Origin of the sequence: Enterobacter sp. Acro-832 (assembly GCF_011752745.1) — a bacterium.
Taxonomy (GTDB): domain Bacteria; phylum Pseudomonadota; class Gammaproteobacteria; order Enterobacterales; family Enterobacteriaceae; genus Enterobacter; species Enterobacter quasiroggenkampii.
The window spans coordinates 367957-383701 of sequence record NZ_VWWX01000004.1; the positions used below are offsets into that span (position 1 = coordinate 367957).

Here is a 15745-nt window from a genome sequence, read left to right on the forward strand (position 1 = left end):
TTGTCCCCCCTCACCCCGGCCCTCTCCCCTGTGGGGCGAAGGGGAAAAGACGGCTCGGAGCAGTCCCCTCTCCCCTGTGGGGAGAGGGTTAGGGTGAGGGGTAAGGGTTACTCTACAAGCATCTTCACCACAACTTTCCTGACCTTAGCAGGTGCCCCCACCGCGCAAAGCGGCTTGTGCACCTCACCCGGCCAGAACACCACAAAATCCCCTTCGCTCAGCACCACGGTTTTCTCCTGCTCGCCTTCCGGCAGGAAGGCGATGTCTTTGTCCGCCAGCCAGTCGGTGTCCGGCGTGCCGGGCGGCAGGGTGCTGAAGGTCATCCCTTCCTGACCCTTCATCACAATCTGAATATCCAGATAGCGCGCGTGGAACTCGGCGCGACGCTCGGCGAACGGCTGGGTTGTATCTTCAGAGACCAGATAAAACAGGCTGTTGCCGTTGATGTCGTGCTTACCGAGCGGCGTGGCGTCGGTGACGTGGGCTTTAACGTGCTCAATGGCCTGTCGCAGTTCGTCAGGCAGCCAGGAGCGCAGATGGTGGATGTTGCCGATAATCATCAGAAAACCCTCGATATAAAACAACGTTTCATTTTCATCTTTTATACGAGAATCCTGTCTGCCATACCAGTCCTTTTTAGGTGGGATTTGCGCGAACGCATGTTTATCGGGAATGGTGTTAATTTGCTGTTAAGCCCTCGCAGGCATTTATGCAGTCATTATGCATATCTTCAGTTCTTCGTTATCACGGCCTTGCGCTAACTTACTGATCGTCATGCCTTAACAACAAAACTCGCTACAGCTTCACATTTTATCACTTTGATAATTTGCTATTAAATTCAATAAATATTTATTGATTTTCCTTAAGCCAAAAATAGTTAATTATCAATATTGCATAGCCATTCCCCGTCGCCTTTAAACACAATTAAAATCAACAGCTTAACAAAATACTTCAAAGCATGAAATTCTACATAACACTAACAACTGCAAATAATGACAACGGATAATGCTTAGCTATTCACCTCGCCAGAATAACCAATTAATCATTATCTGATGCGAATCATGCAAATGAAAACAAACCGCTTAATATCCATTTTCGCGTGAGCAATATCACAATACGGATTATTTAACTGCCTAGTATAAATTACGAAATCAATTGAGCTTAGCCGCCATGAAATTAAATGCATCACATGGCGCATGCCCTTTTTATTCTGAAAAACAGTTAAAGGAATAATTATGGAAAAGCATTACGTCGGTTCTGAAATTGGTCAATTGCGTAGCGTTATGCTGCACCGCCCAAATTTAAGTCTGAAACGCTTAACGCCATCGAATTGCCAGGAGCTGCTTTTCGATGACGTGCTCTCGGTTGAGCGGGCGGGTGAGGAGCATGACATCTTCGCAAACACGCTGCGCGAGCAGGGTGTGGAAGTCCTGCTGTTGACCGACCTTCTGACACAAACCCTTGATATTGCAGAGGCGAAAGCCTGGCTGCTGGAGACGCAAATCTCAGACTACCGCCTCGGCCCTACCTTTGCCGGCGACGTGCGCGGCTGGCTGGCGGATATGCCGCACCGTGAACTGGCGCGCAGATTAAGCGGCGGATTAACCTACGGCGAAATTCCGGCGGCCATTAAAAATATGGTGGTGGATACCCACACGGCGAATGATTTTATTATGAAGCCGCTGCCGAACCATTTATTTACCCGCGATACCTCCTGCTGGATCTATAACGGCGTCTCTATTAACCCAATGGCCAAACCGGCCCGTCAGCGTGAAACCAACAACCTGCGGGCAATATATCGCTGGCACCCGGCGTTCGCCGACGGCGATTTTATTAAGTATTTCGGCGACGAGAATATTAATTACGACCACGCCACCTTAGAAGGCGGTGACGTATTAGTGATTGGCCGCGGCGCGGTATTGATCGGCATGTCCGAACGCACGACACCGCAGGGCGTGGAGTTTCTCGCCAACAGCCTGTTCAAACACCGTCAGGCCGAGCGCGTGATCGCCGTTGAGCTGCCAAAACACCGCTCCTGCATGCACCTCGACACCGTCATGACCCACATCGACGTGGATACCTTCTCCGTCTACCCGGAAGTGGTGCGCAAAGACGCCCAGTGCTGGACGCTCACCCCGGACGGACGCGGCGGCCTGCTGCGCACCCAGGAAACCGACCTGCTGCACGCCATCGAGAAAGCGCTCGGCATTAACCAGGTACGTCTGATCACCACCGGCGGCGACGCCTTTGAGGCCGAACGCGAGCAGTGGAACGACGCCAATAACGTCCTGACCATCCGCCCCGGCGTGGTGATCGGCTACGAGCGCAACGTCTGGACCAACGAGAAGTACGACAAAGCGGGTATCACCGTGCTGCCCATCCCGGGCGATGAACTCGGACGCGGCCGCGGCGGCGCGCGCTGCATGAGCTGTCCGCTGGAACGCGACGGAATTTAAAGGAGCCATCATGGAACGAAAACCCACTCTGGTTGTGGCCCTGGGCGGCAACGCGCTGCTCAAGCGCGGCGAGCCGCTTGAAGCGGAGATCCAGCGCCAGAACATCGAGCAGGCCGCCCGCACCATCGCCGGGCTGACGGCGCAGTGGCGCGTAGTGCTGGTACACGGCAACGGGCCGCAGGTCGGGCTGCTGGCGCTGCAGAACAGCGCCTACGACAAAGTCACGCCCTACCCGCTGGACGTTCTCGGCGCCGAAAGCCAAGGAATGATCGGCTACATGCTCCAGCAGGCGCTGAAAAACAGCCTGCCGCAGCGGGAGGTGAGCGTTCTGCTCACGCAGGTGGAAGTGGACGCCGCCGACCCGGCCTTCAGCAACCCGACCAAGTACATCGGCCCGGTCTACAGCGAAGCCCAGGCAAAAACGCTGGCGGCGGAGAAAGGCTGGGTGTTTAAGGCCGACGGCAGCTACGTCCGCCGCGTGGTGCCGTCACCGCAGCCGAAGCGCATCGTCGAGAGCGACGCCATCACGGCGCTGATCCAGCGCGACCACCTGGTGATCTGCAACGGCGGCGGCGGCGTACCGGTGGTGGAACACGCCAACGGCTATCGCGGCATTGAGGCGGTGATCGATAAAGACCTCTCCGCCGCCCTGCTGGCGCGCCAGATCGAAGCCGATGCCCTGCTGATCCTCACCGATGCCGACGCGGTATACCTCGACTGGGGCAAACCGACCCAGCGTCCGCTGGCGCAGGTGACACCGGAACTGCTCAGGGGCATGCAGTTCGACGCCGGATCGATGGGGCCGAAAGTGGCCGCCTGCCGCGAGTTCGTTGAAGCCTGCAATGGCATTGCCGGGATTGGCGCGCTGGCCGACGGCGCGGAGATCCTCGCGGGCGAGAAAGGCACGTTGATTCGTAACTGAACACTCATTTTAAGAAGGATTTAGCCATGACCATCAACCTGAAAAACCGCAACTTCCTGAAACTGCTGGACTACACCCCGGCGGAGATCCAGTACCTGATCGACCTCGCCATTGAGCTCAAGGCCGCCAAAAAAGCCGGGCGCGAGAAGCAAACCCTGGTCGGGAAAAACATCGCCCTGATCTTTGAAAAAACCTCCACCCGCACCCGCTGCGCCTTCGAAGTGGGCGCGTTCGATCAGGGCGCGCAGGTGACCTATCTCGGCCCAAGCGGATCGCAGATTGGCCATAAAGAGTCGATGAAAGACACCGCCCGCGTGCTGGGCCGGATGTACGACGGCATCGAATACCGCGGCTATGGTCAGGCCATCGTCGAAGAGCTGGGCGAGTACGCAGGCGTGCCGGTGTGGAACGGCCTGACCGACGAGTTCCACCCAACGCAAATCCTCGCCGACCTGATGACCATGCTGGAGCACTCTCCGGGCAAAACCCTGCCGGAGCTGAGCTTTGCCTATCTCGGCGACGCGCGCAACAACATGGGCAACTCCCTGATGGTGGGCGCGGCCAAGATGGGGATGGATATCCGCCTCGTCGCGCCGAAATCCTTCTGGCCGGAAGCGGGGCTGGTTGAGCAGTGCCGCGCCATTGCGAAAGAGACGGGCGCGCGCATCACCCTCACCGACGACGTGGAAGAAGGCGTGCAGGGGACCGATTTCCTCTACACCGACGTGTGGGTCTCCATGGGCGAGCCGAAGGAAGCCTGGGCCGAGCGCGTCAGCCTGATGAAGCCGTATCAGATTAACGCCCAGGTGATGAAGGCCACCGGCAACCCGAACGTCAAGTTCATGCACTGTCTGCCGGCGTTCCACAACGAGCACACCAAAGTGGGCCGCGAGATCGAGATGGCGTACGGGTTGAAGGGGCTGGAGGTGACGGAAGAGGTCTTCGAATCACCAAACTCCATCGTCTTCGACGAGGCAGAGAACCGCATGCACACCATTAAAGCGGTCATGGTGGCGACACTCGGCGACTAATCACCGCCCGGCGCGCCGCGGGTGCGCCGGGTTTAAGGAGAACATCATGGGCAAGTTTAAGTTTCCCTCCGCTTACACCATTCTCTTTTTTCTGATTGCCGTTGTGGCGGCGCTGAGCTGGGTCGTTCCCGCCGGTCAGTACCAGATGGCGATGAACGACACCCTCGGTAAAGAAGTCCCGATTGCCGGAACGTACGCGCACGTGGCGGCACATCCGCAGGGGCTGGTTTCCGTCCTGATGGCACCCATCGCCGGGCTGTACGATCCGGTTTCCGGCCAGGCCGGGGCGATCGACGTAGCGCTGTTTATCCTGATCATCGGGGGATTTCTCGGGATCGTCACCAAAACCGGGGCGATTGACGCCGGGATCGAGCGTGTTACCACCCGGCTGCGCGGACGCGAGGAGTGGATGATCCCGATCCTGATGGCGCTGTTTGCCGCAGGCGGCACCATTTACGGCATGGCCGAAGAGTCGCTGCCGTTCTACACCCTGCTGGTGCCGGTGATGCTGGCTGCCCGGTTCGATCCGGTTGTCGCCGCCTCCACCGTGCTGCTCGGCGCGGGGATAGGCACGCTGGGTTCCACCATTAACCCGTTTGCCACGGTCATCGCCGCCAACGCCGCCGGGATCCCCTTTACCAACGGCATCGCCCTGCGCGTGGCGCTGCTGGTCATCGGCTGGATCATCTGCGTAGCGTGGGTCATGCGCTACGCCCGCAAGGTGCGCAAGGATCCCTCGCAGTCGATCGTTGCAGACAAGCAGGAAGAGAACCTCGCCCATTTCCTCGGCAACAAAGGCGAACAGTCGCTGGAATTCACCCCGGTGCGCAAAATCATCCTGGTGATTTTTGCCCTCGCCTTTGGGGTGATGATTTACGGCGTGGCGGTGCTGGGCTGGTGGATGGCGGAGATCTCCGCAGTATTTCTCGCCAGCGCGATTCTCGTCGGCCTGATTGCCCGCATGAGCGAAGAGGAGCTGACGTCGACGTTTATCAACGGCGCGCGAGATTTGCTGGGCGTCGCGCTGATTATCGGCATCGCGCGCGGTATCGTAGTCATCATGGATAAGGGCATGATTACCCACACCATTTTGCACAGCGCGGAAGGGCTGGTCAGCGGGTTGTCCACGGTGGCGTTTATCAACGTGATGTACTGGCTGGAGGTCGTGCTGTCGTTTCTTGTGCCTTCTTCATCCGGCCTGGCCGTTCTGACGATGCCGATCATGGCACCGCTTGCCGATTTCGCTAACGTCAACCGCGACCTGGTGGTCACGGCTTACCAGTCGGCCTCCGGCATCGTAAACCTCGTCACGCCGACCTCAGCGGTGGTCATGGGCGGGCTGGCTATCGCCCGGGTGCCCTACGTGCGCTATCTGAAATGGGTGGCGCCGCTGCTGGCGATCCTGACGGTGGTGATTATGGTGGCGTTAAGTCTGGGGGCGTTGTTGTAATTTGCCGGATGGCGCTGCGCTTATCCGGCCTACGGATCGGTGCGGTGTCACCGGTTATTTCGGGAACTGATATGGGAAACATGATGGATTACGAAGAGTACTCTCCCAAAGAACAACTGCAGCTCACGGTGTGTCAGCGTTTGATCGCCGAAAAGAGTTATCTTTCGCAGGAAGAGATTCGCCGCGACCTGCAGGAGAGAGGGTTTGACAGCATCAGCCAGTCGACCGTTTCGCGATTGCTGAAGTTGCTCGGAGTCATAAAAATTCGAAATGCCAAAGGGCTAAAGATTTATTCGTTGAATCCTCAACTGCGCCCTGCCCCTGACGCCGCACGTACCGTTTCGGAAATGGTGGTGAGCGTCGAGCATAATAGCGAGTTTATCCTTGTCCATACCGTCGCCGGATATGGCCGCGCGGTGGCGCGTATTCTGGATTATCACCAGCTTCCGGAAATATTAGGCGTGGTGGCCGGCAGCAGTATTGTCTGGGTCGCCCCCCGGGTGGTGAAGCGCACCGCGCTGGTGCATAAGCAAATTAATTATTTACTCAGAACGAATTAATATTCATAAAGAACCGTTTGCATTGAGTAAAGCGTGCATTAAATCGCTTGATCCGAAAAGCGAGCTGCGTATAATGCCCGACAATTTGCCGGGAGGAAGCATGGTCAAGCGTGTACGACATAACGTCTTACCGCGTCTGAAATCAGACGCTGGCCTGCCGTTTTTCTTCCCGTTGCTAAACCTATTCCCAGAGCCCCTCATTTGAGGGGCTTTTTTTTGCCCGGCGTCAGGAGATAAACATGAATCCGCTTTATCAAAAACACATCATTTCCATAAACGACCTCAGCCGCGAAGAGCTGGAACTGGTTCTGGAAACCGCGGCAAAACTGAAGGCCAATCCGCAACCGGAGCTGCTAAAGCACAAGGTGATTGCGAGCTGCTTCTTTGAAGCCTCAACCCGCACCCGCCTCTCCTTTGAGACCTCCATGCACCGCCTGGGCGCGAGCGTGGTGGGCTTCTCGGACAGCAGCAACACGTCGCTGGGTAAAAAAGGCGAAACCCTGGCGGATACCATTTCAGTGATCGGCACCTACGTCGACGCAATTGTGATGCGTCATCCACAGGAGGGCGCGGCGCGTCTGGCGACCGAGTTTTCCGGCGGCATTCCGGTGCTGAACGCCGGTGACGGTGCCAACCAGCACCCAACGCAGACGCTGCTGGACTTGTTCACCATTCAGGAGACCCAGGGCACGCTTGAGAACCTGAACATCGCCATGGTTGGCGACCTGAAATACGGCCGCACCGTTCACTCCCTGACCCAGGCGCTGGCGAAATTTAACGGCAACCGCTTCTACTTCATCGCCCCGGACGCGCTGGCAATGCCGCAGTACATCCTCGACATGCTGGATGAGAAAGGCATTGCGTGGAGCCTGCATGCCAGCATCGAAGAGGTGATGAGCCACGTGGATATTCTGTACATGACCCGCGTGCAGAAAGAGCGTCTGGACCCGTCCGAATACGCCAACGTGAAGGCGCAGTTCGTGCTGCGCGCCAGCGACCTGGAAGGCGCGCGCGACAACATGAAGGTGCTGCACCCGCTGCCGCGCATCGATGAGATCACTACAGACGTGGATAAAACGCCGCACGCCTGGTACTTCCAGCAGGCCGGAAACGGCATCTTCGCCCGCCAGGCGTTACTGGCACTGGTTCTGAATCGCGAATTAGCTCTGTAAGGGGAGACGACCATGACACACGATAACAAACTCCAGGTTGAAGCCATCAAGCGTGGCACCGTGATTGACCACATCCCTGCGCAGGTGGGCTTTAAGCTGCTGACGCTGTTCAAACTGACTGAAACTGACCAGCGCATCACCATCGGCCTGAACCTGCCGTCGGGCGAGATGGGCCGCAAGGACCTGATTAAAATCGAGAACACCTTCCTGACCGACGAGCAGGTTAACCAGCTGTCGCTCTACGCGCCGGACGCTACCGTCAACCGCATCGACGAGTATGAAGTGGTCGGCAAATCCCGCCCGAGCCTGCCGGATCGCATCGAAAACGTGCTGGTCTGCCCGAACAGCAACTGCATCAGTCATGCTGAGCCGGTTTCCTCCAGCTTTGCAGTGAAAAAACGCGCCGATGACATCGCGCTCAAATGCAAATACTGCGAAAAAGAGTTTTCTCATTATGTGGTGCTGGCCAACTAATTGAGGTTGGTAATGAAATCCCGGCTGTTATAATGGCCGGGAACATTCTTAACGCTGTAATTCTGGAGAAAACATGAGCAAAGTACTCGCGACGGAAAATGCACCAGCCGCTATCGGCCCTTACGTTCAGGGCGTTGATCTGGGCAGCATGATCATCACTTCAGGTCAGATCCCCGTAAACCCAAAAACCGGCGCGGTGCCGGAAGATGTCGCGGCGCAGGCGCGTCAGTCGCTGGAAAACGTGCAGGCTATCGTTGAATCTGCTGGCCTGAAAGTGGGTGATATCGTGAAAACCACCGTTTTCGTGAAAGATCTGAACGATTTCGCGACCGTTAACGCCACTTACGAAGCGTTCTTCACCGAGCATAACGCCACCTTCCCGGCGCGCTCCTGTGTGGAAGTGGCGCGTCTGCCAAAAGACGTGAAAATTGAAATCGAAGCGATTGCCGTTCGTCGTTAATGCATTTCAATATTTAGAGGGCAGCTGAGGCTGCCTTTTTTATTTCGACCATTTTTACTCCCGGTACTGAATGACGTCCTGTGCTGTCCATTAATAGACTGACGCTGCTTTGTTATATTCTAATTAATGGACGAAAAATGAAACTCTCTAAAATTGCGCTGGCCGTTGCCACATTAACGGTTGCGTCTTCAGCACTTGCACATGGATATATAGAATCCCCTGCCAGTCGCGCTTATATGTGTAAGCTGGGTCAAAATATTGACTGCGGCTCCGTACAGTATGAGCCACAGAGCGTAGAAAAAACCTCCGGTTTCCCGACCGGCGCCATGCCCCCTGACGGCCAGCTCGCCAGCGCAGGCATTGCCAACTACTCCCAGCTTGATAAGCAGAGTCTCAACGCATGGACCAAAAATCCCATGACGGCAGGTCCACATGACTTCGTCTGGCACCATACCGCCCCGCATAAAACCACCAACTGGCGCTATTACATCACCAAACAAAACTGGGACCCGAATAAACCCCTGACCCGCGACCAGTTTGAATTAACGCCGTTCTGTACCATTAACGGAAATGGTCAGGCACCGGCCATGACAAAATCCATGACCTGTAATGTCCCCGAGCGTACGGGCTATCAGGTTATTTACGGCGTGTGGGAAATTGCGGATACCTCAAATAGCTTCTATCAGGCAATTGACGTTGATTTCGGAAATGGCGGCAACGTCACGCCAGACGAAACGCCTGCCGTCGTTTCTGAGTGGAGCAAAACCCTGAGCGGCCAGATAGCCGGTAACAATCTGAACGCGGGCGACAAGGTGATTGCTCGCTTCTTCGACGCCCACGGTGAAGTGACTTCCATGCGTACCGAGATGACCATCGGCTCTGCTGAACAAGGCGATGCTAACCAGTGGTCTTACGATCTGGCGCAGAAGATCAACACCGCGCAGCACGACGTGCGCGTCGGCGTGAAGGATGAGGCCGGTGAAATCAGTCCGGTTCACGGCGCGAACAGCGTCTTCGTGAAAGACGGCAGCACGCTGCAGTCCGTTGCCATCTCTTATGAAGAGCAGAAGGCGCAGGTGAGCGAGACCATCGCCGTTTCCGGTCTGCAATACAGCAAAATTGAACATGGCAATGCGACCGTGACTTTCCACGTGAATACCCACGGTAACGTGAATTTTGAAGCGCACGTGATGAACCACAGCGGTGCGGAAAAAGGGTATCTGAAGCAGGACATGAATAACGCCAGCCAGGACGTGACCATGACGCTGAATGACGTGACCGCGGGCCACCATATGCTGAAATACTACGCGACCAATCAAGACGGCACGCTGTTCGCTCAGGACGTCCTGAACCTGATGCTGGAGAGCGATGCCGCTGCGGATAGCACCGGGCATCACGACTTTATCTTCCCGGACAATATCGCCTCTTACCAGGCCGGTACCGTGGTGCTGCAGCCTAAAGACGGTAAGACCTACGAATGTAAGCCATTCCCGTACAGCGGCTACTGCGTGCAGTACAGCCCGTATGCTAACCAGTATGAGCCGGGCGTCGGCACACACTGGAAAGAGGCGTGGGTATTGAAGAACTGAGTTGCCTTTACGCCCGGCGGCACTGCGTTTGCCGGGCCTACACGTCACGTAGGCCCGGTAAGCGTAGCGCCACCGGGCGTTTTGCTACTGATTCCGCGTTGCTCTCAGTAGCGTCTCCAGCGGATAGACCGCCGCAATCACCACTTCGTCCTGCACCTTCGCCGCGTTATCCAGCTCGCTCTGAATCGAGGCGATCTCTTTGTCATCCAGCGTGCCCTGACGCGCCACCAGATCCGTCAGGCGCAGGCCAATGGAGGCGAGCTTATCCACCTCCTGGATCACCGGCTTCATTGCCTTCAGCTGATAGCTGTTTTCGCTTAAGGCCAGCGCGTCGCTGGTGTTGCTCTGCCAGCGGTTAAAGACGTGGCGCAGGGCGTCAGCGCTTTCCGTGTCTTCCGCATCGCTCACCAGACGGTCCGCCCATTTGTGCATCTGGCGCACGGTGGCGCTTTCGGCGTTCAGCGCATCCGCGAAGCGGTTGAGGGGCTCGAACTGATGATAGTTTCCGGCCTGGAACTTCAGGTGCTGACGGGTGTAATACTGCGCCGGTTCAATGGCCTGAGCGAGGATCTGCAGCGGCAGGGTGTCGGCATTACCGGCGAGGCGCGTGAACTGCACCTGCTGCTGGGTGTGCTGCTGCAGCCCGACCGACACCGTCGACCAGCTGTCCATCGCCTGCAGGCGGGTGTACATGTTGTCGACATCGTTGACGTCCTGCGCGGACCACAGCCGCTCTGCCACCGCAAACGTACGCGGCCACAGGCGGATATCCAGCACCGGCGCCACCACGTTTTCCGCCCACAGCGCCGCTTCGCCGCCGAGCAGGTTGGCCTGGTTCGCCACGTCCGGCACGACGGGCGGAACGCCTTTCGGCACGTCGTCCAGACGCGTGCCGCTAATCGGGTAGCGCGTATTCCCGACAAGGAAATAACCGGAAAGTTTGTCGTTATCGACGGTGACGACCGGGCGCGTTTCGCCCATCCACGTATCGACGGTAAACGTGACCTGGCTGTCATCGCGCCACTCGATATTCTGCACCGCACGGCGCGATTTCCCGGCAAAATCAATAAACCCGCGCCAGCCGGCATCCTCTTTCACCAGGGTGAAGCTCCCCTCCACCGGCTTGCCCTTCAGGCGCGGCATGGAGAAGGCCCAGCTCTGGGCGCTGTCGGTGTCGGCTATCACATCCACGCCGTTTAACCCCTGCGGGACGATCTCGTTGCGGTAGTGATAGGCGGTGGACTGGGGCTGGTCGAGATAAAAGCCGGTCGACAGAATGCCCTTGTAGCCGTTCTGCGCCACCTGCCCCAGCGCGTCCTGCCCCTGCCAGGACTGGATCAGAATGCTTTTCGGTAAGTCAGGATGGTAGATCTCGTCCCAGCCGACCATCTGGCGGTGATGCTTCTCAAGGATCGTTTCCAGCTTGCGGTTGAAGTAAGCCTGTAGCGCGTGGCTGTCCGCCAGCCTGTTATCGCGCATAAACTGCTGGATGGCCGGGTTCGCTTTCCACTGGCTGTCGTCCACTTCGTCGCCGCCGATGTGCAGATACGGATCGGGGAAGATCGCCGTCAGTTCGCTGACCATCGCGTCAGCAAAGGCGTAAGTCGCCTCTTTGGTGGGATCGAGAACCGGCTTCAGCACGCCCCAGTGGCGTTCCATGGCGTACGGCCCCGGGGCGCTCATCAGCTCCGGGTAGGCCACGGCAATCGCCGAGGCGTGGCCCGGCATGTCGATCTCCGGCACCACGCGAATGCCGCGCTCGGCGGCGTAACGCACCACCTCACGCATCTGTTCAGGCGTGTAGAACAGCCCGTCGCTGGCGATCTGCGTCAGCTTAGGGTAGCGCTTCGAGCTGAAGCGCCAGCCCTGGTCGTCGGTCAAATGCCAGTGCAGCACGTTGAGCTTCGCCGCGGCCATGCCGTCGATTTGACGTTTAATATCCGGCAGCGGGATAAAGTGACGTGCCGAATCGAGCAGCAGCCCGCGCCACGGGAAACGCGGCGAATCTTCAATGGTCACCCACGGCAGAGAGGTATTTTCCGCCCCGTTCTGCATCAGCTGGAGCAGGGTTTCCATGGCGCGCAAGGCACCGAAACGGGTGTTGGCAGAGATGTTCACGCCGTTGGCATCCACCGTGAGCTTATAGCTTTCGTCGCTGTCCGGCAGAGGCTGCGGCTTCACCTTTTTGGCAATCGCGATGCGGATGGTCGGTTTGTCTGGCTTTTCAGCCTGCGGCTGCAGCGTCCAGCCGGTTTGCAGGGCGATGCGCTGGCGAAGGCGGTTGACGGCGTCACCGAGATCGTCCCCGCTGACGCTAATGGATACGTTGTTGCTGAGCACCAGCGCGCCCTGGGTCGTCGGGCGTTCGACCTTCGCAGGCCAAGGCATTAAAGAGAGATCCCCTGCCGGGGCGGCAAAGGCAGAGGCGCCGAGCATCAGCCCGGCGGTTAAGAGACTGTACCGTAACATGAATGTTCCTTATCTGACGGGCCAAATAAAGGCAAAACATTCTGTTAACATGCGCTCATTTTGTCGTCAAGCGAATGCGCCGACGGAGATCACAGGTTGTTGAATTTGGGAGGAAAGCTATTGCCCGGTGGCGGCTTCGCCTTACCGGGCCTACGTTTCGGGAGTAGGCCCGGTAAGGCGAAGCCGCCACCCGGCAAACATAACTTACTGCCATCCATACCGACGCGCATAGAATCCTTTCACCATCTGCGTCAGCACCATGTAACCCGCGAGGATCGCCACCAGCCACGGGAAGTAGCTCAGCGGCAGCGCCTGCAGCTGCAGGTAGCTCGCCAGCGGTGAGAACGGCAGCGCGATGCCGAGCGCCATCACAATGCCCGTCATCACAATCAGCGGCCATGCGGCACGGCTCTGGATGAACGGAATGCGGCGCGTGCGGATCATATGCACAATCAGCGTCTGCGACAGCAGCCCGACCACGAACCAGCCGGACTGGAACAGCGTCTGGTGTTCCGGGGTGTTGGCGTGGAACACAAACCACATCAGGCAGAAGGTCAGAATGTCGAAGATGGAGCTGATCGGGCCAAAGAACAGCATAAAGCGCCCGAGATCTGCCGGGTTCCAGTGCTGCGGCTTCTGGATCTGCTCGTCGTCCACGTTATCAAACGGGATCGCCACCTGAGACACGTCGTACATCAGGTTCTGGATCAGCAGGTGCAGCGGCAGCATCGGCAGGAACGGCAGAAACGCGCTCGCCACCAGTACGCTGAAAACGTTACCGAAGTTGGAGCTGGCGGTCATCTTGATGTACTTGAGCATATTGGCAAAGGTACGGCGCCCTTCGATGACGCCCTCCTCCAGCACCATCAGGCTTTTTTCCAGCAGAATGATATCCGCCGCTTCACGGGCAATATCGACCGCTCCGTCTACGGAGATACCGATATCCGCCGCACGCAGAGCGGGCGCATCGTTGATGCCGTCGCCCATGAAGCCCACCACGTGCCCTTCGCGCTTAAGCAGGGTGACGATACGCTCTTTGTGCATCGGCGTCAGGCGGGCAAACAGCGTGGTGCGCTGGGCAAGCTTCGCCAGCTCGTCATCGGAGAGATGTTCAATCTCGCTCCCGACCACCACGTCACCCGCGTCCAGCCCCACCTCGTGGCACACTTTCGCCGCCACCAGCTCGCTGTCGCCGGTGAGGATTTTCACGGTAATACCACTCGCCTTCAGCGCTTTGAGCGCCGGTGCGGTGGTCTCTTTCGGCGGATCGAGGAAGGCGATATAACCCTCGAGGATCAGATCGGATTCGTCGATACGCTGATAGTCCCCCTCGCGCGCCGGCAGGAACTTGCTCGCCACCGCCACCACGCGCAGCCCCTGACGGTTCAGGTTGTCGGTGACGCGCTTGATGCGGCGCAGCATGGTGTCGTCCAGCGGCACGATGTCGCCGTTATAGCGAACCTGCGTCGACACGTTGAGGATCTCCTGCAGCGCCCCTTTGCAGATCAGCTGATGCACATCCGTCTGCTCGCTCACCACCACCGACATGCGGCGGCGCTCGAAGTCGAACGGGATCTCATCCACCTTCTGCCAGCGGCCGGAGAGCGTGCGGGCTGATTCTTCATCTACCCCTTCCAGCACCGCGACGTCGAGCAGGTTTTTCAGCCCGGTCTGGTAATGGCTGTTCAGCCACGCGCTGTGCAGCACGCGCTCGCTGGTTTTGCCGGAGATATCAGTGTGGTTCTCCAGCACGATTTTGTCCTGCGTCAGGGTGCCGGTTTTATCGGTGCAGAGAATGTCCATCGCGCCAAAGTTTTGAATGGCGTCGAGGTGTTTGACGATCACCTTCTGTTTAGAGAGCTTCACCGCCCCGCGCGCCAGCGTAGAGGTGACAATCATCGGCAGCATTTCCGGCGTTAAGCCGACGGCCACGGAGAGCGCAAACAGCGCCGCTTCCCACCAGTCGCCTTTGGTGTAGCCATTGATCAGCAGCACGATCGGCGTCATCACCATCATGAAGCGGATCAGCAGCATACTGACGCGGCCAATCCCCTTCTGGAAGGCATTCGGCTCGCTCTCCTGCTCGCTGACGCGCCCGGCAAGCTGACCAAACCAGGTGTTGCCCCCGGTGGCGGTGACTATCGCCTGCGCGGTGCCGCTGACGACCGTGGTGCCCATAAAACACAGTGTGTCGCATTCGAGCGGGTTCATCTGCTGCGGGTCACGGCTGCGCGCCACCTTTTCAACGGGCAGGGATTCGCCGGTCAGGGAGGCCTGCGCGACGAAGAGATCGCGTGCCTGGATGATGCGTAAATCCGCCGGGATCATGTCCCCCGCGGCCAGCTTCACCAGATCCCCTGGCACCAGCTGGTCGATAGGCAATTCCACCCAGGCGTTTTCGCCGAGATCGTTGATCACGCGCGAGACGGTCGCGGTGTTGCTGACCATCGCCTTCAGGGCGTCCGCCGCTTTGGTGGAGCGGGCCTCCTGAATAAAGTTCAGCAGCGTGGAGATGCCCACCATCAGGGCAATCACCCCTGCGGCAAACAGATCTTCCGTCGCGTAGGAGATGAGGCCGAGCACGGTCAGCAGCAGGTTAAACGGGTTGCGGTAGCAGAGCCACAGATGCACCCACCACGGAGACGGCTTTTGCGCCGGAATGAGGTTATCGCCATGCACGGCGCGGATTTTTTCCACTTCTGCCGCGTTCAGCCCTTCCGGGTGCCCACCAAAAGCGCGCCAGACTTCGTTTTCATCCATCGCCGCCACGTTCAGGCAGCGTTCGGTCAGGGACGCGGGGATCGCCGCCCCCGCCATATTTTTGGCATTGGGCAGCGGGTCGCGCTGAACAAGACGGTGTGGCAGGTGGCGGCTCAGCAGGGCCTGCAGCTGCCGGGTGATATTTTTAAACATAGTCATTCCTCCGCATCCGCAAACGCGGACGCAGCTTTTCCTTCAGGCGTGGCAAAGCCGTACCTGAGAGGCACTCAATTTTTCAAGCAGGAACGTTTGGGACGTTGCTGCCTCACATCACCGGTGAGTCAGCAACAGGCTGGCTTACCGGAAAGAACGCATTCTCCCGTTCAGGAGAGGTGTGGGATCGGGATCCATGAAGCCTCCGGTAAGTAAAAAGTAGGGTGTCGCCGCGCAGTATAAGGATTT

13 protein-coding genes and 1 pseudogene are annotated in these 15745 nt (G+C 58.1%); 10 read left to right on the top strand and 4 right to left on the bottom strand.

What is annotated here, in order from left to right:
- Window positions 1-107: 107 nt before the first annotated feature.
- Window positions 108-560, bottom strand: a complete 453-nt coding sequence (locus F3J31_RS16510; protein WP_167214210.1) for a YhcH/YjgK/YiaL family protein — start codon at window positions 558-560, stop codon at window positions 108-110.
- A gap of 675 nt (window positions 561-1235) precedes the next feature.
- Between F3J31_RS16510 and arcA the strand changes: the two genes are divergently transcribed.
- From arcA to F3J31_RS16535, 5 genes are all read left to right on the top strand, one after another.
- Complete coding sequence (arcA, locus tag F3J31_RS16515; protein ID WP_008501384.1) at window positions 1236-2456, top strand: arginine deiminase; 1221 nt, start codon at window positions 1236-1238, stop codon at window positions 2454-2456.
- A gap of 10 nt (window positions 2457-2466) precedes the next feature.
- Window positions 2467-3378: a carbamate kinase gene (gene arcC, locus F3J31_RS16520; RefSeq protein WP_032661347.1), complete on the top strand. Its 912-nt coding sequence runs from the start codon at window positions 2467-2469 to the stop codon at window positions 3376-3378.
- A 26-nt stretch (window positions 3379-3404) separates the two neighbouring features.
- Complete coding sequence (argF, locus tag F3J31_RS16525; RefSeq protein ID WP_008501386.1) at window positions 3405-4409, top strand: ornithine carbamoyltransferase; 1005 nt, start codon at window positions 3405-3407, stop codon at window positions 4407-4409.
- Window positions 4410-4455: 46 nt separating this feature from the next.
- Window positions 4456-5859, top strand: a complete 1404-nt coding sequence (locus tag F3J31_RS16530) for a YfcC family protein (protein ID WP_167214213.1) — start codon at window positions 4456-4458, stop codon at window positions 5857-5859.
- An 80-nt stretch (window positions 5860-5939) separates the two neighbouring features.
- Entirely contained in the window at window positions 5940-6419 is a 480-nt protein-coding gene (locus F3J31_RS16535; RefSeq protein ID WP_039024059.1) for an ArgR family transcriptional regulator, read from the top strand.
- Here F3J31_RS16535 and F3J31_RS16540 read toward each other — a convergent pair.
- Window positions 6416-6540, bottom strand: a pseudogene (locus F3J31_RS16540) (hypothetical protein). The gene F3J31_RS16535 and the pseudogene F3J31_RS16540 overlap by 4 nt on opposite strands.
- On the opposite strand from F3J31_RS16540, the gene F3J31_RS16545 reads away from it, so the two are divergent.
- The 5 genes from F3J31_RS16545 to gbpA all read left to right on the top strand — a co-directional run bounded on the left by F3J31_RS16545 (window position 6520) and on the right by gbpA (window position 10114).
- Entirely contained in the window at window positions 6520-6624 is a 105-nt protein-coding gene (locus tag F3J31_RS16545) for a pyrBI operon leader peptide (RefSeq protein WP_022646880.1), read from the top strand. The pseudogene F3J31_RS16540 and the gene F3J31_RS16545 overlap by 21 nt on opposite strands.
- 34 nt (window positions 6625-6658) lie before the next feature.
- Entirely contained in the window at window positions 6659-7591 is a 933-nt protein-coding gene (pyrB, locus tag F3J31_RS16550) for an aspartate carbamoyltransferase (protein ID WP_167214216.1), read from the top strand.
- 12 nt (window positions 7592-7603) lie between these two features.
- Window positions 7604-8065: an aspartate carbamoyltransferase regulatory subunit gene (pyrI, locus tag F3J31_RS16555; RefSeq protein WP_045908062.1), complete on the top strand. Its 462-nt coding sequence runs from the start codon at window positions 7604-7606 to the stop codon at window positions 8063-8065.
- A gap of 73 nt (window positions 8066-8138) precedes the next feature.
- Complete coding sequence (gene ridA / locus F3J31_RS16560; protein ID WP_008501391.1) at window positions 8139-8525, top strand: 2-iminobutanoate/2-iminopropanoate deaminase; 387 nt, start codon at window positions 8139-8141, stop codon at window positions 8523-8525.
- Between the two features lie 137 nt (window positions 8526-8662).
- The gene (gene gbpA, locus F3J31_RS16565) at window positions 8663-10114 is read left to right on the top strand and encodes an N-acetylglucosamine-binding protein GbpA (RefSeq protein ID WP_167214219.1); all 1452 of its coding nucleotides are present in this window, start codon (window positions 8663-8665) and stop codon (window positions 10112-10114) included.
- Window positions 10115-10198: 84 nt separating this feature from the next.
- On the opposite strand, the gene F3J31_RS16570 is transcribed toward gbpA, so the two are convergent.
- Together F3J31_RS16570 and mgtA are read right to left on the bottom strand one after the other, a co-directional pair.
- Complete coding sequence (locus tag F3J31_RS16570; RefSeq protein WP_167214223.1) at window positions 10199-12583, bottom strand: family 20 glycosylhydrolase; 2385 nt, start codon at window positions 12581-12583, stop codon at window positions 10199-10201.
- 204 nt (window positions 12584-12787) lie between these two features.
- Entirely contained in the window at window positions 12788-15496 is a 2709-nt protein-coding gene (gene mgtA / locus F3J31_RS16575; protein WP_063622673.1) for a magnesium-translocating P-type ATPase, read from the bottom strand.
- Window positions 15497-15745: the final 249 nt, after the last annotated feature.

What these genes read in the sequence shown, in the direction of transcription:
- F3J31_RS16510 (WP_167214210.1), bottom strand. Translation starts at nt 560, where the DNA reads ATGATTATCGGCAACATCCACCATCTGCGCTCCTGGCTGCCTGACGAA.
- arcA (WP_008501384.1), top strand. Translation starts at nt 1,236, where the DNA reads ATGGAAAAGCATTACGTCGGTTCTGAAATTGGTCAATTGCGTAGCGTT.
- arcC (WP_032661347.1), top strand. Translation starts at nt 2,467, where the DNA reads ATGGAACGAAAACCCACTCTGGTTGTGGCCCTGGGCGGCAACGCGCTG.
- argF (WP_008501386.1), top strand. Translation starts at nt 3,405, where the DNA reads ATGACCATCAACCTGAAAAACCGCAACTTCCTGAAACTGCTGGACTAC.
- F3J31_RS16530 (WP_167214213.1), top strand. Translation starts at nt 4,456, where the DNA reads ATGGGCAAGTTTAAGTTTCCCTCCGCTTACACCATTCTCTTTTTTCTG.
- F3J31_RS16535 (WP_039024059.1), top strand. Translation starts at nt 5,940, where the DNA reads ATGATGGATTACGAAGAGTACTCTCCCAAAGAACAACTGCAGCTCACG.
- F3J31_RS16545 (WP_022646880.1), top strand. Translation starts at nt 6,520, where the DNA reads ATGGTCAAGCGTGTACGACATAACGTCTTACCGCGTCTGAAATCAGAC.
- pyrB (WP_167214216.1), top strand. Translation starts at nt 6,659, where the DNA reads ATGAATCCGCTTTATCAAAAACACATCATTTCCATAAACGACCTCAGC.
- pyrI (WP_045908062.1), top strand. Translation starts at nt 7,604, where the DNA reads ATGACACACGATAACAAACTCCAGGTTGAAGCCATCAAGCGTGGCACC.
- ridA (WP_008501391.1), top strand. Translation starts at nt 8,139, where the DNA reads ATGAGCAAAGTACTCGCGACGGAAAATGCACCAGCCGCTATCGGCCCT.
- gbpA (WP_167214219.1), top strand. Translation starts at nt 8,663, where the DNA reads ATGAAACTCTCTAAAATTGCGCTGGCCGTTGCCACATTAACGGTTGCG.
- F3J31_RS16570 (WP_167214223.1), bottom strand. Translation starts at nt 12,583, where the DNA reads ATGTTACGGTACAGTCTCTTAACCGCCGGGCTGATGCTCGGCGCCTCT.
- mgtA (WP_063622673.1), bottom strand. Translation starts at nt 15,496, where the DNA reads ATGTTTAAAAATATCACCCGGCAGCTGCAGGCCCTGCTGAGCCGCCAC.